Genomic DNA, 18,309 nt, shown 5'->3' with positions numbered 1-18,309 from the left:
CCGTCCCCTAGGGGGAGTGTCACCCGGAGGGTGGGGCGTAGGTGGGGGACGGCGTCCATCGGGGGGTGGACCGGAGGATGCCGGAAATTGGACCCGTGGACCGATGCCGTCCTTATGCCCGAAGTTCCACCATTGAGGCATGAGCGCAGCAACCATTCACCCAGCCCCCAGCCGTCCCCCGGGCGCCACGGCCCTCGACGGAGTCCCCCAGCCCCACCACCGCCTCGGTGACGCCCTGCGCGCCGTCAAGGTCTTCGTCAGCGCGGCGTTCAGCGTCGCGATACTCGGTGAATACGGCGAGGAAGCGGGCATACGCCGCAAGTAACGGCATAGGGTCGCCCCCGTGCCGAACCGGACGGTGACGTCACCCCCCGCCTCCTCTGTCTCCCTCGTCTCTCCCGCCTCCGCGTCCTTCTCGCCCCTGCCTCTCCTCCTGTCCCTCGCCCTGCTCACGGCCTCCCTCTGCTCCTTCGCCGCCCTCTGCATCCTGCTCCGCGCCCCGATGGCCGACCTGCTGGTCTACCGGGCCGAGGGCGAAGCCGTGGTCCACGGCGGTGACCTGTACGGCTTCACGGTCACCGAGTGGCGGCTGCCGGCGACGTATCCGCCCTTCGCGGCGGTCCTGTTCGTCCCGACGACCTGGATCCCCGTCCCGGCCCTGAAAGCGGTGTTCCTCGCGGGCAACGCGCTCCTGCTCGCCTGGCTCATCGCCCTCTCCGCCCGTCTGGCCGGCCGCACGGCACCCCTCCCGCTGCTGTGCGCGGCGACCGCACTCGCCCTCTGGCTGGAGCCGGTCTTCCAGACGCTCCTCTTCGGCCAGGTCAACCTGGCGATCACCGGCCTGGTCCTCTGGGACCTCACCCGCCCGCCCGGCGCCCGCGCCAAGGGCCTGGCCCTGGGCATCGCGGCGGGCGTCAAACTCACCCCGGCGATCTTCATCGCCTACCTGTTCCTCACCGCACGCAGAAAGGAGGCGGCCACCGCGACGGCGTCCTTCGCCGGCACGGCCCTGCTCGGCGCTCTGCTCCTCCCGGCGGCCACCGCGGACTTCTGGACGCGGCGACTGTTCGAGACCGGCCGGGTCGGCAAGGCCTGGATCATCGACAACCAGTCGCTCCAGGGCCTGGCCGCAAGGGTGACGGGTACGGCGGCACCGGGCCTGGTCTGGGCGCTCCCCGCGGCCGCGACGGCGGTGACGGGCCTGTGGCTCGCCACCCGCACGTGCCGCGCCCGTGCTCCCCGCACGCCCCGCTCCGACCGCTGGGGCATCCTGCTCACCGCGTTCACGGCCCTGCTGGTCTGCCCGATCAGCTGGTCCCACCACTGGGTGTGGTGCGTCCCGCTGCTGGCGGTCCTGCTGGCCGAGGGGCGGACCCTCCTCGCGGCCGCGGCGGCGCTGGTCTTCACGGCCCGCACGATGTGGCTGGTGCCCCACCAGGGCGACCTGGACCTGCATCTGCCGTGGTGGCAGCAGACGTGGGCGTCGCCGTACCCCCTGCTGGGGCTGGCGTTGCTGGCGTGCGCCGCGCTCGCCCTGCGGCGGCGGGGCGGCACCCTGCCGGAGCGGCGGTCCGGCACCGCCCTCCCGGAGGCCTCTCGGCGGACCCTCAGCCCTCCGCCAGCAGCTCGTCCGCGTCCATGATCCGGTAGGCGTACCCCTGCTCCGCCAGGAACCGCTGCCGGTGGGCGGCGAAGTCCTGGTCGATGGTGTCGCGGGCGACGACCGAGTAGAAGTGGGCCTGGTGGCCGTCGGCCTTGGGGCGCAGCACGCGTCCCAGCCGCTGGGCCTCCTCCTGCCTTGACCCGAAGGTGCCGGACACCTGGATGGCGACCGTCGCCTCCGGCAGGTCGATGGAGAAGTTGGCGACCTTCGAGACGACCAGCACGCTGATCTCGCCCTCGCGGAAGGCGTCGAAGAGCTTCTCGCGCTGGGCGTTGGAGGTCTCGCCCTTGATGACCGGGGCGTTCAGGTGCTCGCCCAGCTCGTCGAGCTGGTCGATGTACTGGCCGATGACGAGGATCTGCTGCCCCGCGAAGCGCTTCACGATCGCCTCCGTGACCTTCCGCTTGGTCGCGGTGGTCGCACAGAAGCGGTACTTCTCCTCGGTCTCGGCGGTGGCGTAGGCGAGCCGCTCCGAGTCCGTGAGGTTCACCCGCACCTCCACGCAGTCGGCGGGTGCGATGTAGCCCTGCGCCTCGATCTCCTTCCACGGGGCGTCGAACCGCTTGGGCCCGATGAGGGAGAACACGTCCGATTCCCGGCCGTCCTCGCGCACGAGGGTGGCCGTCAGCCCCAGCCGCCGGCGCGCCTGCAGATCGGCGGTGAACTTGAAGACAGGAGCCGGCAGCAGATGGACCTCGTCGTAGACGATCAGACCCCAGTCGCGGGAGTCGAAGAGCTCCAGGTGCGGGTAGACGCCCTTCCGCCTGGTCGTCAGGACCTGGTACGTGGCGATCGTGACGGGCCGGATCTCCTTCCGGGTCCCGCTGTACTCGCCGATCTCGTCCTCGGTGAGGCTGGTCCGCTTCACCAGCTCGTGCTTCCACTGCCGCGCGGAGACGGTGTTCGTCACCAGGATCAGCGTGGTCGACTTCGCCTGCGCCATGGACCCGGCCCCGACCAGGGTCTTCCCGGCCCCGCAGGGCAGGACGACGACCCCGCTCCCGCCGTGCCAGAAGTTCTCCACGGCCTGCTTCTGGTACGGCCGCAGCGCCCAGCCGTCCTCGGCGAGCTCGATCGGGTGGGCCTCCCCGTCCACGTACCCGGCGAGGTCCTCGGCGGGCCAGCCCAGCTTCAGCAGGGTCTGCTTGATCTGCCCGCGCTCGGAGGGGTGCACGGCCACGGTGTCCGGGTCGATCCGGGCGCCGACCAGCGGGGCGATCCGCTTGGAGCGCAGGATCTCCTCCAGGACGGGCCGGTCGGTGGTGGTGAGCACCAGCCCGTGCGCCGGGTGCTTGCTGAGCGTCAGCCGCCCGTACCGGTCCATCGTCTCGGCGATGTCGACCAGCAGGGCGTGCGGCACCGGGTAGCGGCTGTACTCGACCAGCGCGTCCACGACCTGCTCGGCGTCGTGCCCGGCCGCCCGCGCGTTCCACAGCCCCAGCGGGGTCACCCGGTAGGTGTGGATGTGCTCCGGCGCCCGCTCCAGCTCGGCGAAGGGCGCGATGGCCCGGCGGCAGTCGTCGGCCCGCTCGTGGTCGACTTCCAGGAGCAGGGTCTTGTCGGACTGGACGATCAACGGACCATTCACGCGCTGCACCCTTTCCGTTCGGACCGTGCGGCCATCGCCATGGCGGCCATCGTCACGGGCCAAAGTTCCAGTGTGCCTCATGGGCGAGCGATCACCTTCGCCGTTCGACGGAACGTGCACCGCTCATGACTGTCTTTAGGATGCATCTGATCGTCCTGTGCAACCTTGGGTCCGTTTCGGGTGTCATGTCCGAGGGAGGCGCGGCTGAGCGCGGCTCGGTGGGGAGGCTGGGGTGACGTCCGTACGCATCTGGGGTACCGGCGCGGGGGCCGTGGTGGTGCTGGTGGCGGCCGGGGTGTGGGCGCGCGGGTCGAGCGCGGTCGACGCGGGCCTGTGGGCCGAGATACGCCCCGCGATCGAGGCGCGGCTCGTGACGCAGTCCGCCGGCACCGGGGCCGGGGAGAGCGAGCCCGCGCTCCGCTCGCGGTGGTTCTGCCGGGCCGAGGCGCTGGACCTCCAGGAGAGCGGGGGCCGGGTGCGGGCCGGCGTCAACACCCTGTGCGAGGAGTACGGCGAGCACGCCGGCGCCCTGGTGCTGTGCGGTGGCGCGGAGATACCGGAGGTGGTCCGGCTGGAGCGGGACCCGGCCGGCGGCGGCTACCGCGTCGTCTCCGAGGAGCAGGCGCCGGAGGACGACGGCTACGGCGAGTGGGAGGAGAGCCACTTCAGCCGCTACGCCGCGTCCCGCCTCGACCGGGAGATGACGTCCGGCGGGCTGCGGACCGCGGCCCGCACCCACTTCGGCCTGCCGGCGGACGCGCCGGTGCGGTACTGCTGAGGGGCCGGCCGGAGACCGGCCCCTCAGGAGGCGGCATCGCCTCAGCCCGGCGGTTCGACGGCGAAGGTGCCCGGGGTGGGGTTCTTCTCGACCATCGCCTCGCCCGGGGCGGCCAGTCTGGCCCGGGCGCGCAGGACGGACCCGGGCACCGCGTCCGCGAGGAGCGGGCTGGGCACGGCGAGCGGGAGGCGCTGTCCGATGCTGCCCGACAGCAGGTCGGCGTATCCGGCCACCGGTTCGGCGCCGAGTACGTCCACCTCCGCCAGGTCCCAGCCCGCCAGCCGCGGGTGCGGCTCGGTCGTGACCAGCCGCGCGGTCAGATCAGTGCGGTTCTCGACCACCTGCACCATGGCCGGCGGTCACCGGTGGCGCGGGCCTTCGCCCGGACGGGCGCCGTACCCGTTCCCGGCCTTGACGGACTCCGGGGTGCCCGTCTTGCCCGACCGCACGGCCTGTTCCAGATAGGCCTCGGCGCCGGCCCAGGGGGCGACGGCCTGCTCCAGCGTGGCGAGCCGTTCCTGCAGGTCGTGGATCGTCTTGACCAGCCCGGGCACGTCCTCCGTGTCCCGCCTGGCGCCGGCGGTGGGGGCGGTCGCGCGTACCGGAACCCCCGCCGAGACCGACACCGACGCGGTCATCGTGGCGGCGGGCGCCGAGATGTCCGTGACCGAGACGCCGGTCGGGGTGCCGGCGTACGACCGGGAGCTGGGCTTGGTCGACGGGCCGAACGAGCTGTTGCCGGTGCTGCCGGGGTAGACGTCGCCGGCGTCGCCGCGGTTCGCCGCGGACTCCAGGTCGCGCTGGTCGTCCGCCTGGACGAGGCCCACCATGTAGTGGTTCTCGTTGCTGTTGTCCCGCTGGCTCTCGTCGATGTGCCAGACCTGCATGCCCGAGGCGGGCAGCGACTTGTCGTAGCCCGTCTGCTGCCGGTTCTCGATCAGGAAGTACTCCTTCCCGTGCATGCCGTCGGTCCACAGCCGGTACGCCTCGAAGCCGTTCTTGATGTCGGGGACGGACAGCTGCCCGTTGCTGGTGACGTTGACGGCCTTGGCCCAGCCCTGCTGGATCTTGCACCAGGCCGACGGATGCGCCGGCCGCTCGCCGGGGACGTCGCCGCCCCATGAACCGGCGGCCATCAGACACCAGTTGCCGATGCCTTCCGACGAACCGTCGATGTCGTACAGGTCGGGGAAGCCGAACAGCAGGTGGCCCAGCTCGTGGGCGCAGACCCCGATCTTGGCGTCCTCGGGAATGGTGAGGTAGCCGAAGATCTGGGCGCCGTCGGCGTTGTACGCGTTCGGCAGGACCCATTTGTGCGACCAGAGGTCTCCCCGGTTGCCGGTGGCCTCGCCGCCGGGGCCGGAGTGCACGACGATGAAGGCGTCCACGAAGCCGTTGCCGTCGTTGTCGTACGGGGCGTAGTTGATGAGCGGGTCGGCGCCGACGGCGGCGTCCCGGGCCAGGATCTGTGCGCGCGGCTCGCCGGTCGGTTTGCCGATGCCGAAGTTGTTGTTGGCGTACCAGGAGAGCTTCTGCGGCATCCGGACCGGGCCGATGACCTCGCCGACGATGTCGACCAGGCCGTGGGTCACTTCACGGTAGTAGTCCCGGACGCTGCCGTGCGGGAGCTCGCCTTGTGAGAAGAACAGCTTCTCGAAGTGCTCGTTGTCCGCCGTCATCGGCTTGTCCGTGAAGTCCGCCAGGACGACGACGACCCGGACCGTGCCGGTCAGCGGGGTCCGTGCGGCGGCCGTGGCGCGGATGGCCTCCAGCGACGTCCCCGGGGCGAACGCCTCGGGCGGCATGTTGACGCCGTCGCCGTAGCCGAACCTGCGGGGGTTGCCGCCTAGGCGGAACAGACTCGCCACGTCCGACTCGCCGCGGACCCGCTCCAGTTCCTGCTGCATCCGGCCGCGGAGTTCCGGGCTGGGGGCGATGGCGCAGAATTCCGACCAGACGGCGACCGTGGAGTCCCGTGAAGTGGAAAGGTCAACCATTCCAAATCCTCCCAAAAAGGGATGTGTTGGTTGTTTCTACGCCAGTGACGCATGCAGGTGCACGGCCTGCAAGATGATCACCTACTCCTCCGCGAGTTCCGCCACGCCCGTCACCCGGTGCAGGGGATAGGTGCGGACCTCGTCCGCTGTGTGGTCGTACGCCGTGACGAAGCCGCCCTCCACGCGGATCGGCGCGATGACGCGCTGGCTGGCGGTGCCCTCGGCGTTGACGTAGCCGATCCAGAGGGTGTCGCCGGTGAGCACCGCGGCCTGCATGGTGGCGAGGGTCTCGGCGGCGGTGGTGCGCGGGAGCTCGCCGCCCCTGACCGCGGCGCCGGCCGACTTGCGCGGGGCGGTGGCGGCGAGGTCGCCCGCGCGGATCGCGCGGATCGCCGCCGCCAGGAGGGTGGAGTCCGGCGGCGGCGGGCCGTCCGGGACCGGCTCGGGAGCCGTGCGCGGCGGGGTGCGGTGGGCGTGGGCGCGGGTGATCAGGACGTCGCCCTCGGCGGACTCGGCGGCGGGCGCGTAGCCCATCGCGCGCAGGCCTTCCAGGAGGGCGGCCGGGTCGGCCTGGGTGGCGAGCACCGTCGGGGCCAGGCGGCGCAGGCGCAGGCCCGCCGCGCGCTTGTCGGCCATGATCTCGTTGAGGACGCTGTCGTCGTCGCAGCGGACGTACGCCGAGGCCGCGCCCACCCGCAGGTGTCCGTGCCTGCGGGCCACGTCGTCGATCAGGTAGGCGAGCGGCTGCGGGACCGGCGTACGGGAGTGGGTGGTCAGGAAGGCGTGCAGGTCGGCGGCGGTCTGGCCGGCGTCCAGGGCGCGGCGGACGGAGGCGGGCGTGAAGCGGTAGACCGTGGCGCCGCCCTTCGACTCCACGTCGGCGAGGACGCCCAGCGCGTCGGCGAGCGGGCGGCGCAGCGGGCCCGGGGCGACCGCGGTCAGGTCGGCCTGGAGCAGGACGTGGTCGAGGGGCTCGGGGAGGAGCGGGGCGAGCAGCCGGCCGGCGGTGGCGGTGGCGACGGCCTGTTCGGGCGGGGAGAGGGGTTCGAGGGCGGGGGCGAGGTGGTGGTGGCGCACCGGGAGCTTGTCGCCGGGGCCGGACGGCTCCGCCGCCTGCCCGCCGGGCGTCTTCTCCACGGCCGGTGCGCCGAGGAGCGTGCGGCCGTGCGCCGACAGCGCCCCGCGGCCCGTCACGCCCAGCAGCTCGGCCTCCGACAGGGTCCAGCGGGCCAGCCGGGTGCGCAGGTCGTCGCCGTGCTGCTGGGGGCCGCGCAGCGGGCGCTCCCAGCGCAGCCGGGCCAGCACCGGGTCGGCGGCCGGTGAGGTGCCCTCCGGGAGCGCGGCGAGGAGGGTCAGCACCCGGTGCCGTACCTCGGGCGCGGCGGAGCGGTCGAGGCCGGGGCCGAGCGCGGACAGGGCACGGTCCTTGGCGTCCCGGCCGCCGACCAGCCCGGAGGTGCGGGTCGCGGTGAGCCAGGCCTCCGCGAGCTGGGCCCAGCGTTCGGCGGGCGGCCGGTCCAGCCACTCGTCGTAGGCGGGGGTGGCCGCGTAGCGTTCGTCGGCCTCGCCGTCGGAGGCGAGCAGCCCGGCCGCGTAGGCCAGCTCGACCCAGAACGCGGCGACCGGCTCGGGCACGTCCAGGGCGACGGCCGTCCGCTTGAGGTCCCGGACGCTCAGGCCGCCGGCCCGCAGTACCGCGGGGCCGCCCTCGTCCCAGTCCTTCAGCAGCTCCTCGACGGTCGCGAGCGTGGTGTAGGCCTGCCCGGCCGCGGTCGCGTCCACAACCTGTGGACGGTGGGCCGCGGCCGGCTCCACGGCGGGCGGCACAGGCTCCGGTTCACGGTGCGCCCGGCCCTCGCGCAGGTGCAGGGCGACCTCGCGGGGGAGGACGACCGTGCCCGGCGCGGTCGGCAGCAGCAGGCCGCGGTCGAGGAGCCAGCGCAGATGGGCGGCCGGTTCGGGCGTGACCTGCCCGTACGGCGGCCCCCAGACCAGCCGGGAGAGGACCTCGCGGGACTCGGCGGGCGCGGCGGCGAGCAGCTTCGCCATCTTCTTCCGGTGCCCGAACAGCTTGGTGAGCGCGTCCACAGCGGAGACCGGGTCGTGCGTGGAGGGCAGCCCGGCGGCGGCCACGATCTCCTGGATCCGGCCCGGCGACATCCCCGAGGTGGCCTCCCGCACGGTCGGGCCGAGACCGGTCGGCGACGGGTGCTGCGGGGACGGGGCGAGCACCTCGCGCGCGGTCCGCACCAGCCGCAGCCGGTCGTCGTCACCCCACACCAGCGCCTGGTCGCGGAGCGCCGCCACGGCCCGCGGCAGCTCGCCGGCGACGGCCGGGTCCTCGCCGTCCCCGGCCATCAGCCCCAGCAGCTCCTGGTACGACGCCGGGTCGCCGGCCACCGACAGCGCCTCCGCGGTCTGCAGGGCGAAGCGGTCCAGCCGTTCCAGCGCGCGCAGCACCGAGGCGCGGGTGCCGGCCCGGGTGGCCAGCTGCGTCAGGTCGGTGGGGACGGGGGTGATGAGGTCGGGGCGGGCACGCAGCAGTACGGCCAGGGAGGCGTCGTCCCTGGCCCGAAGCGCCTCCGCGAGGGAACGCGGCGGGGTGGCCGGGTTGCTCATCCGACCCACGGTAGCGGGTGCGGGGCGGGCACCGGGATCACCCGTCCCCCGGCCGTTTCTGTGTAAGGGGCAGCCACGGGGCGAACAGAACGTTGCGCAGATGTCCGGCGAATGAATTTCAGCGGGAGGATCGCGGCACCTCTGGCAACGCTCGGCACCCGGTCGTCACCCTGGGCTCCCTGACCACCGCGCGATGTCAACAACGCGGTGGGACACGACGATTCGGGGGATGCGGTCGTGAGAACGCTCGGCGTCGATCTCAACTTCAACAACGTCGTCGCGATCTTCAGCGTCGTGATCCCCGTGCTGGCGTTCTTCTGGGAGTTCGTCGTCATCCGCCGCAAGCGGCTCGGCTACCGGCTCCAGATGGACACCCTGGCCACGGACACCGCGCACGCACCGAGCGCCGACGTCCTGGCGAGGATGCGGGACGACGGCCACGAGCTGGTGGAACCCTCGTTCGTGCTGGTGCGGATCGAGAACGCCGGCTGGCGGGAGATCGTCCCCGGCGACTACCTGACGCCGCCCGACGACAGGACCGGGATCCGGGTGCTGTTCCGGGACCGCCGGGTCGTCGGCATGGCGGTCACCGAACTCAGCCAGCCCACCCTCCGGCACTTCTTCGTCACCACCCGCGACGGCAGGACCCAGGAGACCGACGGCTTCGGAAAGGACTGGGAGGACGGCGTCGGCGTCATCCGGCTGCCCAAGGTGACGCTGAACCCCGGCGCCCACTACAAGATCCTGGCGGTCCTTGAGCGGCGGGGCGGCAGCGAGCACGCGCCCTTCCCGCCGCCGGAGTTCCAGGCCGCGGTCACCGGGGGCATGGACCACTCCTTCGCCTGGGTCCGCTGGCTGGCCCGGCTCAAGCTGGCCCACACCGAGAGCCACACCTTCGCCTCCCGGCCGGCGGTGGGCGGTCTGGCCCTGCTGGCGGCGGCGGTCCTCGTCCAGGCGAGCCTCACCCTGTTCTTCCCCGCCAAGCCCGCCCCGCTGGACTGCGTCGGCGGCACCCTGCACCTGTCGGGCTCGACCGCGTTCGCGCCCGCGGTGACGGCGGCGGCCAGGCAGTACACCAAGCTGTGCGCGGCCAAGGGGGCCGACATCCCCATCGACGACGGCACCTTCCAGAGCAGCACCGACGGCCTCACCACCCTTCAGCAGGCCGGCAAGGCCGCCGGGATCAAGGGCGACGCGGGACTCGGCGACCACATCGCCTTCACCGACGGCCCGGCCGAGGGCAACCACGCCCAGCTGCTGCCCCGGCCGGTCGTCTACTCCCTGTTCACCCTCGTCGTGAACGAAGCCGCCGACGTCCACAACCTCTCCCTCCAGCAGATCCGCGACCTCTACGCGGGCAAGGTCAGGAACTGGTCCCAGGTCGGCGGCCACGACGTCCCCGTCCACCTGATCAACCGCCACCGCGGCTCCGGCACCCGCAACGCCCTCGAACAACGCGTCCTCGCGGGGAAGCCGGTACCGGAGGCCGACGTCAACGACTGCGCGGCGCTCGGCTCCGACAAGTACGGCGTCTGCGAAGTCACCACCACCGACAGCCTGCTGGACGCCGTGAGCGCCGACCCCGGCGGCCTCGGCTACAGCGAGGTCAGCAGCGTGCCGGCCGGCAACCTCGTCAAGCTGGACGTCGGCGGCATGCCGCCCACCCTCGAAGGCGTCGAACAGGGCACGTACCCGTACTGGCAGACCGAGTACGCCTACACCTACGGCGAACCGCCCGCCGGCTCCATCGCCGCGGCCTTCCTGCGCTACCTCACGGACCAGGGCGGCAAGGACATCCTGCGCGAGTACGGCAACCGCCCCTGCTCCGAGACCCGCTACCCGCTGGTGTGCCGGCCGACCTGAGCCATGACCTGCGCTACCGTCGTCCCGACGGGGTAATCCAAGTTGTCAGGGCAACGCACCGGCCCCGGAGGGGACTTCGTGGGTATCGAGAGCGATCAGGTCGTCTACGAGTATCTGAGCCGCGTCGGCGACATCGCGCACCAGCGCCAGCTGTCGTCGGCGGAGCGGATGCGGCTGGTCTCCGGCCTGCGCAACGACATCGACCGGCAACGGGCGAAGGCGACCGTCGACAGCCCCGCCGCGGTACGGCGCATCCTGGACCGGCTGGGCACGCCCGACGAGGTCGTCGAGGCGGCGGGCGGTACGACGGAGCCGGGTGCACCGCAGCCGCCGTCGGGCGCGGTCCCCGTCCAGCGGGACGCACAGCCTCCGGCACCGGCCGGGGAGGTACGGCGCGGCGTACCGCGCCCGCGGCCCGCGGAGCCGGACGGGCCCACGGCGCCGCCCGACTGGTGGCGGGTGGACAGCAGCCCGTTCGGGGACGGGGACGGGGTGCCGGGGTTCGTCGGCGGAGTGGAGATCCCCGAACTGCTCAGCAGGCCGCGGCTGCGGAAGCCGGAGCCGGCGGAGGAGCCGGCCGAACCGGAGGCGGCCCCCGCGGTGGAGGAGGCCGCGCCGTCCGGACGCCGCCGCCTCCGTCCCGCGGTGGGCTGGAGCAACCCGCTCCTGCTGCTCGCGGCCGCCGCGCTCGTGGCCGGCGCGGTCCTCGGCAACTGGTTCGCGCTCGTCCTCGGCTGGGCCATCGCCTACGGCTCCCGACGGCTCACCCCGGCGGAGACGAAGCTGGCCGTGATGTGGGTACCGGGGCTGTCCGTCGCGGCCGGCCTGGTGTGGCTGTGGGGGCGCAGCGCGGGGCGCTGGGGCGCGCCGATCGCCGAGGGGCAGATGAGCGGTGCGGTGGGGGAGACGTGGCCGTGGGTGGTACGGGGCGCTGCGCTGGCCTCGGCCGTTTATGTGGTGTGGCGGTCGCAGAGGTCGCGGTAGGGGGTGGGCCGGGCGCGGTAGGGGGTGGGGCGGTCGGTTGTCGGGCGGCTGCGGGTGCGTGGGGGCTGGTCGCGCAGTTCCCCGCGCCCCTTACGGGGCGCTCTCCAGCCGTGTCTCATATAGCCGCGGGCAGTCGTGCCGCTGGGGCGGCACGGGTGGGCGCTGGGGGTCCCCCCGGCCGAAGGCTGGGGGAGGCACCCGGCAAGCGCCGGTGAGCGTCCCTACCCCCGGCCCCAGCCCCCACCCACGCGAGCGTCCCCAGCCCACCCACGGCCACCCCCTCCCCTGCACAATGGCGCATATGACTTCTCGCCCCCTCACCGTCGGCTTCGATCTCGACATGACCCTCATCGACTCCCGCCCGGGCATCCACGCCACCTATCTGGCGCTCGCCGAGCGGACCGGGACGTACATCGATGCCGATCTGGCGGTGACCCGGCTGGGGCCGCCGCTCGCCGACGAGCTGGTGCACTGGTTTCCGGCCGGGCGGATCGCGGAGGTGAGTGATCTGTACCGGGCCATGTACCCGGAGATCGCCATCGCGGCGACGCCGGCCATGCCGGGTGCGCGGGAGGCGATCGCGGCGGTGCGGGCGGCCGGCGGGAAGAGCGTGGTGGTCACCGCGAAGTACGAGCCCAACGCGAAGCTCCACCTCAGCCACCTCGGCATAGTCCCGGACGCGGTCGTCGGCGACCTGTGGGCCGAGCAGAAGGCGGTGGCGCTGCGCGAGCACGCCGCGGGCGCGTACGTCGGCGACCACGTCGGAGACGTACGCGGGGCGCGGAAGGCGGGAGCCCTGTCGGTGGCGGTGGCCACCGGGCCCTGCGACGCGGAGGAGCTGCGCGCGGCCGGCGCCGACGTGGTGCTCGCGGATCTCACCGAGCTGCCCGCCTGGCTGGCCGGGTACCGCGAGGGCGGCTACCGGGAGGACGCCTCCCGCGCCTGACGGCGTCCGGCCGCGACCGACTGGAGCACTCCGGCGGCCGCGACCAGGAAGCCGACGCCCATGAGCATGCTCAGCAGGTACATGTACGTCGGAAAAGGCTTCGCACCGAGGAACAGCGGTATCACGGTGACGAGTGTGGCCACCGTACCGATGAAGAAGACCACGGCGCCGGTACGGACCAGTCGGTCACCGGGCCCGGCGGAATTCGCTTGGGTTTTGTCACGCACTCGACCAGGGTAGTTCCCTGCCCGAAGGAACAACCGGGCGACGTCTTGTCACGCGCCCGAAGACCATTAGCCTTGGTACCGGCGGGTCGTGGTCGACCCGCCCCAGTGCTATCAAGGCCCGTTCCAGAGCTGTTGCATTCAGAAGTTTTCCGAGCAGTTTCCGACGAGATACGAGGACGAGGACAGACGTGCCTACCGGCAAGGTCAAGTGGTTCAACAGTGAGAAGGGCTTCGGCTTTCTCTCCCGCGACGACGGCGGTGACGTCTTCGTCCATTCCTCGGTTCTCCCCGACGGGGTCGACGCACTCAAGCCGGGCCAGCGCGTGGAGTTCGGCGTCGTCGCCGGTCAGCGCGGTGACCAGGCGCTGTCCGTGGTCCTGCTCGACCCCACCCCGTCGGTCGCCGCCGCCCAGCGCAAGAAGCCGGACGAGCTGGCCTCGATCGTGCAGGACCTGACGACCCTGCTCGAAAACATCACGCCGATGCTGGAGCGCGGCCGTTACCCGGACAAGGCCGCCGGATCGAAGATCGCCGGGCTGCTGCGCGCGGTCGCGGACCAGCTGGACGTGTAGCCGGGGAGCCGCGCATGAGGCATATGCCTCTCGGAAGCGGTAAGCCCCGGGCGTTTTTCAGGGGAAATCGAGTGCGTGCGGGCCGAGGGGCGGGACGAGTCCCTCGGCCGCCGCGCGGGTGAGCAGTCCGCGCACCGCCGCGTAACCGTCCTCGCCGAGTTCCGCGGTGAACTCGTTGACGTAGAGCCCGATGTGCTGGTCGGCGACGGCCGGGTCCATCTCCTGGGCGTGCGCCATGACATACGGCCGGGAGACCTCGGGATCGTCCCAGGCCGCGTGGACGGACGCACGGATCGCCGCGGCGAGGCGGGTGAGCCGCTCCGCGCCCAGCGACCGCTTGGCGATGATCGCGCCCAGCGGGATCGGCAGGCCCGTCGTGTTCTCCCAGTGCTCGCCCATGTCCGCGAGCTTGTGCAGGCCGTAGTTCTGGTACGTGAAGCGCGCCTCGTGGATGACGAGCCCCGCGTCGACCTTCCCGTCCCGCACGGCCGGCATGATCTCGTGGAAGGGCATGACCACGATCTCGCCGACACCGCCGGGGAGCGTGTCCGCGGCCCAGAGGCGGAACAGCAGGTACGCCGTCGACCGCTCGCTCGGCACGGCGACCGTACGGCCGGTCAGGTCCGCGCCCGCCTCCCTCGTCAGCACCAGCGGCCCGCAGCCCCGGCCCAGCGCGCCCCCGCAGGGCAGCAGCGCGTACTCGTCGAGGACGTACGGCAGCACGGCGTACGACACCTTCAGCGCGTCCGACTCGCCGCGCTCGGCCATGCCGTTGGTGATGTCGATGTCCGCGAAGGTCACGTCGAGCGCGGGTGCGCCCGGGATCCGGCCGTGGGCGAGGGCGTCGAAGACGAAGGTGTCGTTCGGGCAGGGCGAGTACGCGATGCGCAGCGGGTCAGCGGTGGTCATGTGGGTTCCAACTCTCCAGGGCGGGCACGAGCTTCCCGAAGGCCTCGGTCAGGGCGGCCAGGGCGTCGCCGATGCGCCAGGCGGCACGGTCGCGGGGGCCGACGGGGTTGGAGACCGCGCGCAGCTCCAGCACGGGCACGCCGTGCGTGGCGGCCGCCTCGGCGACGCCGAAGCCCTCCATGGCCTCGGCGAGGGCGCCCGGGTGCCGGGTGCGCAGTTCGGCCGCGCGGGCGGCGGTCCCGGTCACCGTGGAGACGGTGAGTACCGCTCCGGGGCGGGCTCCGGTGACCTGAGCCGTCACTCGTACGAGTGAATTTGGCGGATGGTGGCTGACGGTCCCGAAGCCCAGTTCGGTGACCGGCAGGAATCTGTCGGCCGTCTCCGCGCCCAGATCGGCCACGGTGATCTCGTCGGCCACGACCAGCGAGCCGACCGGGGCCTCCGGCTGGAAACCGCCGGCGATCCCGGCGGAGACGACCAGCGCGTAGGGGTGGCCGTCGAGAGCGGCGGCGGTGAGGGCGGTCGCGGTGCCGGCGGCGGCCAGGGCCGGACCGACCCCGGCGGCCATCAGGTCGTACCCGCCGGCGGTGCGCAGCAGCGTCGCGGCCGGCAGCCGCACCTCTTCCGGAGGTGCGAACGCCCGGGCCACCGCGTCCCGTTCGGCCGGGACCGCGGTGGTCACGAGGATCCGCGCGGCGGACGTGGTCAGGCGTCCTTCTTGAGCTTGAAGGACCACAGACCCAGCACCGACTTGTCGCCCTCCTTGATGGAGACGAGGGTCGAGTTGCCGGAGGCGCCGTACTGGGCGTTGAAGAACACGCTGCCCGGGATGGTGCGGTAGGTCTTGGAGCTGGAGTCGGTGAGCGCCTGACCGTTCATCAGGATCGTCCAGCCGTTGTCAGCGATCTTCGGGTCGACGCCGAAGCGGACCGTGTCGTCCGGGTCCACCTTGATGGACTTGATCCCGGTGTCCTTCAGGCACTTCGTGAGGGAGGCCGTGTCCAGGGCCTTGCCGTCGTTGTAGCAGGTGGCCTCGGAGTTGACCGAGTTCGTACCCACGGTGATCGTGGCGATCGGCGTCGGCTTGTCACAGGCAGACAGGACGAGCAGTCCGGCGGAAACGGCGCCGGCGGCGGCGACGACGCGGCGGCGTCGCGAGCGGGAGTGCAGCGTGGTCATGGCCGAAGGCTATCGGGCGGTCCGGGCCGTCTCCCCATGTGGGGTACGGCGTGCCCGGTTCGTTACGCCACTCGCGGGCGGGGGTGGGTCCCGTGCCGGGCGGAGCCGATCAGACCGCGCAGGGTGGCCAGCCAGCCGGCCGCCACGATCGCGGCGGCCACCACCAGTCCCAGGGTGCCGTTCAGCGGCATCACGATGCCCACCGCGCCGCCGAACACCCAGGCAACCTGGAGCAGCGTCTCCGAACGGGCGAACGCGGACGTGCGCACCAGCTCCGGCACGTCCCGCTGGATCAGCGCGTCCAGGGAGAGCTTGGCCAGCGCCTGCCCGAACCCGGCCATCGCCGCCAGCACGGCCACCAGGAACGCGCCGAAGAACAGCGCCGCGACGATCGCCGTGCCCAGCACCGCGGCCACCGCCGCCACGATGATGATCTCCGGCGCCCGGGAGCGCAGCCACGACCCCATCGCCGTGCCGAGCGCGTTGCCGACGCCCGCCGCGACCCCCACGATCCCCAGCGACACGGCCGCGCTCTCGCCGGTCAGCGGGTGCTCGCGGAGCAGGAACGCCAGGAAGAAGATCAGGAAGCCGGAGAGGCAGCGCAGGGCCGCGTTGGCGCCGAGGGCATGGGTGACGGCGGGCCCGACCGTCCGCAGCCCCGGCCGCCGCGCGTCCTTGCGGTGCGGGCCGTGCAGGTGCTCCTCGTCGGCGGCGAGCAGCGCCACGTCCTCGCCCTTCGCGGAGTCGACCTTGGGCGGCAGCGAGAAGGAGAGAAAGGTTCCCGCCACGAAGATCACGAAGGCGCCGTAGAGCGGCCACGGGTCGCCGATCGCGTGCAGCCCGGCCCCGATCGGCGCGGCGACGCCGGTGGTCAGCAGCCCGGCGAGGGTGACCCGCGAGTTGGCCTTCACCAGCGAGAACCGGGGCGGCAGGAGTCTGGGCACGACGGCACTGCGCACCACGCCGTACGCCTTCGACGCGACCAGCACCCCGAGCGCGGCCGGATACAGCTCCAGGCCGCCGCCGGCCACCGCGCCCGCGATGATCAGCGCGAGCAGCGCCCGGGCGAGCATCGCGCCGGCCATCGCGGCCCGGCGCCCGTGCGGCAGCCGGTCGAGCAGCGGGCCGATGACCGGGGCGAGGACGGTGAAGGGTGCCATCGTGATCGCGAGGTAGAGCGCGACGCGGCCGCGGGCCTCGTCGGTGGGCACGGAGAAGAACACGGTCGAGGCGAGCGCGACGGTGATCATCACGTCACCGGCGCCGTTGACCGCGTGCAGTTCGATCAGTTTCCCCAGCCCGGACTCGCCGGCGCCGTGCGCGTGGGTGGCCTTGCGGATGGAACGGGCGGTACCGGTCACCGGAAGGTGCAGGGCACGGCCGACCGAGCGGACGGCACCGCGCATCCGGCCCGCACCGCTACCGACCCCGACAGCCCGTTGGGGTGACCTCGCGGTTGCCACGTGCTTCATAGTGCCCTGAGAGTGCTGTTCCTAGTGCACTTTGTGACCAAGCGAGTCGCCAGCAGGCCGGGGGCGGGGAGTTTCGCTTACCGGCGCTTGCCAGGTGCCGCCGTATGTAGGACGCGGCTGGGCAGCGCCCCGTAAGGGGCGCGGGGAACTGCGCGAGCAGCCCCCACCCACCCGCACCCGTCCCACAACCCGCCACCACCCCGAAAAAAAACACCCCCCGCCTTCAGAACACCTCCCTCGCGCCCACCCCGAAACCCACCCCGCCCCCACCCCGAAACCCACCCCGCCCCCGCCCCGAAACCGGCCCGCACCCCACCCCCGTCGGCTCTCCCCCTCCCCGCTCGCACGCCGGACTGTCCCCATCCACCGGCGACGGGGTAGCGTGCGTATCTCAGCCATAAAGCAGAATGGATGGCACAGGTGCGCCCGAGCGCGATCGGACGCGGACGTCGATGCGGCCCACAGGTCCGCTCCGTCCGCCCCACCGCCGGAGGCAACCGCACTCGTGAGACGGCGTAGGAGAGAAGCGATACCTGTGAGCGCAGCGACAACGCGAAGCCGCACCCCCGACCGTCTGTGCGCCGAGGCCGTCGACCTCGCCCGTGGAGCCGCCGAGGAGGCCGCCGCACCCGGGGTGGTCGGCGAGCACGCCGGAGCGGTGGCCGAGGGCGATCGCGTGGTCACGCACTTCTTCGAGTGCAAGGAGCTGGGATACCGCGGCTGGCGCTGGGCGGTGACGGTGGCCCGCGCCTCCCGCGCCAAGGTCGTCACCCTGGACGAGGTGGTCCTCCTCCCCGGCCCCGACGCCCTCCTCGCCCCCGAGTGGGTGCCGTGGAGCGAGCGGCTGCGCCCCGGCGACATGGGCCCCGGCGACCTGCTGCCCACCGAGGCCGAGGACCTCCGCCTGGAGCCCGGCTACACCGGCGAGGACGGACCGGAGCCGAACTCCCCGGTCTCGCAGGAGATGGAGGAACTGGCGGAGGCGGAAGACGCCGACGTCACCGCGGGCACCCCCGCGCACCTCCCCACGGTCCCCTCCCGGGGCACGATCGCCTCGGTCGCCGAGGAACTCGGCATGCGCCGCGCCCGGGTGCTGTCCCGCTACGGCCTGCACATCGCCGCCGACCGCTGGGAGGAGTCGTTCGGCGCCAAGACCCCCATGGCGCAGGCGGCCCCCGCGACCTGCGTGAGCTGCGGCTTCCTCACCCCCATCGGCGGCTCCCTCGGCCAGGCCTTCGGCGTCTGCGCCAACGAGTTCTCCCCGGCCGACGGCCGGGTCGTCTCCCTCTCCTACGGCTGCGGCGGCCACTCCGAGGCCGCGGTCATGCCGAAGCCGCCCCAGCCGGCCCCGCCGGTCATCGACGAGACGCGGGTCGACCCCTTCCCCCTCCGCCCCGCCTCCGACTCCGGTTCGGTACCGGCGACGGAGGACGAGACGTCGGCGGAGCTCGGCCACTCGTAGCGGCCGACGCCCTGTCAGCCGGGGTCCGCCCGGCCGGTCCGCGTCACGTA

The 18,309-nt window shown here is 72.8% G+C and carries 17 protein-coding genes; 8 read left to right on the top strand and 9 right to left on the bottom strand.

The genetic code is table 11. From position 1 onward, the window contains the following. Positions 1–139 precede the first annotated feature (139 nt). Both ACFZB3_RS18845 and ACFZB3_RS18840 read left to right on the top strand, forming a co-directional pair. Positions 140–325 (top strand): hypothetical protein, encoded by a 186-nt coding sequence (locus tag ACFZB3_RS18845; protein ID WP_351957006.1) that lies wholly within the window; start codon positions 140–142, stop codon positions 323–325. 120 nt (positions 326–445) lie between these two features. Next, entirely contained in the window at positions 446–1,642 is a 1,197-nt protein-coding gene (locus ACFZB3_RS18840) for a glycosyltransferase 87 family protein (RefSeq protein ID WP_391376950.1), read from the top strand. Here the strand turns inward: ACFZB3_RS18840 and ACFZB3_RS18835 are convergent. Next, positions 1,608–3,251 (bottom strand): DNA repair helicase XPB, encoded by a 1,644-nt coding sequence (locus tag ACFZB3_RS18835; RefSeq protein WP_391376746.1) that lies wholly within the window; start codon positions 3,249–3,251, stop codon positions 1,608–1,610. The genes ACFZB3_RS18840 and ACFZB3_RS18835 overlap by 35 nt on opposite strands. 232 nt (positions 3,252–3,483) lie before the next feature. Between ACFZB3_RS18835 and ACFZB3_RS18830 the strand changes: the two genes are divergently transcribed. Further along, entirely contained in the window at positions 3,484–4,029 is a 546-nt protein-coding gene (locus ACFZB3_RS18830; protein ID WP_391376745.1) for a hypothetical protein, read from the top strand. A 41-nt stretch (positions 4,030–4,070) separates the two neighbouring features. On the opposite strand, the gene ACFZB3_RS18825 is transcribed toward ACFZB3_RS18830, so the two are convergent. The 3 genes from ACFZB3_RS18825 to ACFZB3_RS18815 form a co-directional block, all read right to left on the bottom strand. Beyond that, positions 4,071–4,379, bottom strand: a complete 309-nt coding sequence (locus ACFZB3_RS18825) for a hypothetical protein (RefSeq protein WP_391376744.1) — start codon at positions 4,377–4,379, stop codon at positions 4,071–4,073. A gap of 9 nt (positions 4,380–4,388) precedes the next feature. After that, complete coding sequence (locus ACFZB3_RS18820) at positions 4,389–6,026, bottom strand: M6 family metalloprotease domain-containing protein (protein ID WP_391376743.1); 1,638 nt, start codon at positions 6,024–6,026, stop codon at positions 4,389–4,391. A gap of 81 nt (positions 6,027–6,107) precedes the next feature. Beyond that, complete coding sequence (locus tag ACFZB3_RS18815) at positions 6,108–8,645, bottom strand: helicase-associated domain-containing protein (protein ID WP_391376742.1); 2,538 nt, start codon at positions 8,643–8,645, stop codon at positions 6,108–6,110. A 237-nt stretch (positions 8,646–8,882) separates the two neighbouring features. On the opposite strand from ACFZB3_RS18815, the gene ACFZB3_RS18810 reads away from it, so the two are divergent. From ACFZB3_RS18810 to ACFZB3_RS18800, 3 genes are all read left to right on the top strand, one after another. After that, the gene (locus tag ACFZB3_RS18810; RefSeq protein ID WP_391376741.1) at positions 8,883–10,508 is read left to right on the top strand and encodes a substrate-binding domain-containing protein; all 1,626 of its coding nucleotides are present in this window, start codon (positions 8,883–8,885) and stop codon (positions 10,506–10,508) included. A gap of 78 nt (positions 10,509–10,586) precedes the next feature. Beyond that, the gene (locus ACFZB3_RS18805; RefSeq protein ID WP_391376740.1) at positions 10,587–11,492 is read left to right on the top strand and encodes a hypothetical protein; all 906 of its coding nucleotides are present in this window, start codon (positions 10,587–10,589) and stop codon (positions 11,490–11,492) included. Positions 11,493–11,784: 292 nt separating this feature from the next. After that, positions 11,785–12,438 carry a haloacid dehalogenase-like hydrolase gene (locus ACFZB3_RS18800; protein ID WP_391376739.1) on the top strand — a complete coding sequence of 218 codons (654 nt, stop codon included), beginning with the start codon at positions 11,785–11,787 and terminating at the stop codon, positions 12,436–12,438. On the opposite strand, the gene ACFZB3_RS18795 is transcribed toward ACFZB3_RS18800, so the two are convergent. After that, the gene (locus ACFZB3_RS18795; RefSeq protein WP_383700879.1) at positions 12,411–12,665 is read right to left on the bottom strand and encodes a hypothetical protein; all 255 of its coding nucleotides are present in this window, start codon (positions 12,663–12,665) and stop codon (positions 12,411–12,413) included. The two genes, ACFZB3_RS18800 and ACFZB3_RS18795, sit on opposite strands and share 28 nt — an antisense overlap. Before the next feature lie 188 nt (positions 12,666–12,853). Between ACFZB3_RS18795 and ACFZB3_RS18790 the strand changes: the two genes are divergently transcribed. Continuing rightward, positions 12,854–13,237 (top strand): cold-shock protein, encoded by a 384-nt coding sequence (locus ACFZB3_RS18790; RefSeq protein WP_089101875.1) that lies wholly within the window; start codon positions 12,854–12,856, stop codon positions 13,235–13,237. Between the two features lie 57 nt (positions 13,238–13,294). Here the strand turns inward: ACFZB3_RS18790 and ACFZB3_RS18785 are convergent, their stop codons facing one another. From ACFZB3_RS18785 to ACFZB3_RS18770, 4 genes are all read right to left on the bottom strand, one after another. Further along, positions 13,295–14,146, bottom strand: coding sequence for an MqnA/MqnD/SBP family protein (locus ACFZB3_RS18785; RefSeq protein WP_391376738.1), 852 nt, complete (start codon positions 14,144–14,146; stop codon positions 13,295–13,297). Beyond that, complete coding sequence (locus ACFZB3_RS18780; protein ID WP_391376949.1) at positions 14,133–14,834, bottom strand: futalosine hydrolase; 702 nt, start codon at positions 14,832–14,834, stop codon at positions 14,133–14,135. Before ACFZB3_RS18780 ends, ACFZB3_RS18785 begins: the two co-directional genes overlap by 14 nt. A gap of 17 nt (positions 14,835–14,851) precedes the next feature. After that, positions 14,852–15,325, bottom strand: a complete 474-nt coding sequence (locus tag ACFZB3_RS18775) for a DUF2771 domain-containing protein (RefSeq protein WP_391376737.1) — start codon at positions 15,323–15,325, stop codon at positions 14,852–14,854. 62 nt (positions 15,326–15,387) lie between these two features. After that, a complete protein-coding gene (locus ACFZB3_RS18770; RefSeq protein ID WP_391376736.1) occupies positions 15,388–16,731 on the bottom strand; it encodes an MFS transporter in 1,344 nt (447 codons plus the stop codon). Between the two features lie 601 nt (positions 16,732–17,332). Here ACFZB3_RS18770 and ACFZB3_RS18765 point away from each other — a divergent pair. Beyond that, on the top strand, positions 17,333–18,259 hold the full coding sequence (locus ACFZB3_RS18765) for a DUF3027 domain-containing protein (protein ID WP_391376735.1): 927 nt from the start codon (positions 17,333–17,335) through the stop codon (positions 18,257–18,259). Positions 18,260–18,309: the final 50 nt, after the last annotated feature.

The sequence above is a fragment of the Streptomyces sp. NPDC008092 genome (genome assembly GCF_042957285.1).
Classification (GTDB): Bacteria; Actinomycetota; Actinomycetes; order Streptomycetales; family Streptomycetaceae; genus Streptomyces.
This window is presented reverse-complemented; position numbering and strand designations above follow the sequence as displayed.

What these genes read in the sequence shown, in the direction of transcription:
- ACFZB3_RS18845 (WP_351957006.1), top strand. Translation starts at nt 140, where the DNA reads ATGAGCGCAGCAACCATTCACCCAGCCCCCAGCCGTCCCCCGGGCGCC.
- ACFZB3_RS18825 (WP_391376744.1), bottom strand. Translation starts at nt 4,379, where the DNA reads ATGGTGCAGGTGGTCGAGAACCGCACTGATCTGACCGCGCGGCTGGTC.
- ACFZB3_RS18820 (WP_391376743.1), bottom strand. Translation starts at nt 6,026, where the DNA reads ATGGTTGACCTTTCCACTTCACGGGACTCCACGGTCGCCGTCTGGTCG.
- ACFZB3_RS18815 (WP_391376742.1), bottom strand. Translation starts at nt 8,645, where the DNA reads ATGAGCAACCCGGCCACCCCGCCGCGTTCCCTCGCGGAGGCGCTTCGG.
- ACFZB3_RS18800 (WP_391376739.1), top strand. Translation starts at nt 11,785, where the DNA reads ATGGCGCATATGACTTCTCGCCCCCTCACCGTCGGCTTCGATCTCGAC.
- ACFZB3_RS18785 (WP_391376738.1), bottom strand. Translation starts at nt 14,146, where the DNA reads ATGACCACCGCTGACCCGCTGCGCATCGCGTACTCGCCCTGCCCGAAC.
- ACFZB3_RS18775 (WP_391376737.1), bottom strand. Translation starts at nt 15,325, where the DNA reads ATGACCACGCTGCACTCCCGCTCGCGACGCCGCCGCGTCGTCGCCGCC.
- ACFZB3_RS18770 (WP_391376736.1), bottom strand. Translation starts at nt 16,731, where the DNA reads ATGCGCGGTGCCGTCCGCTCGGTCGGCCGTGCCCTGCACCTTCCGGTG.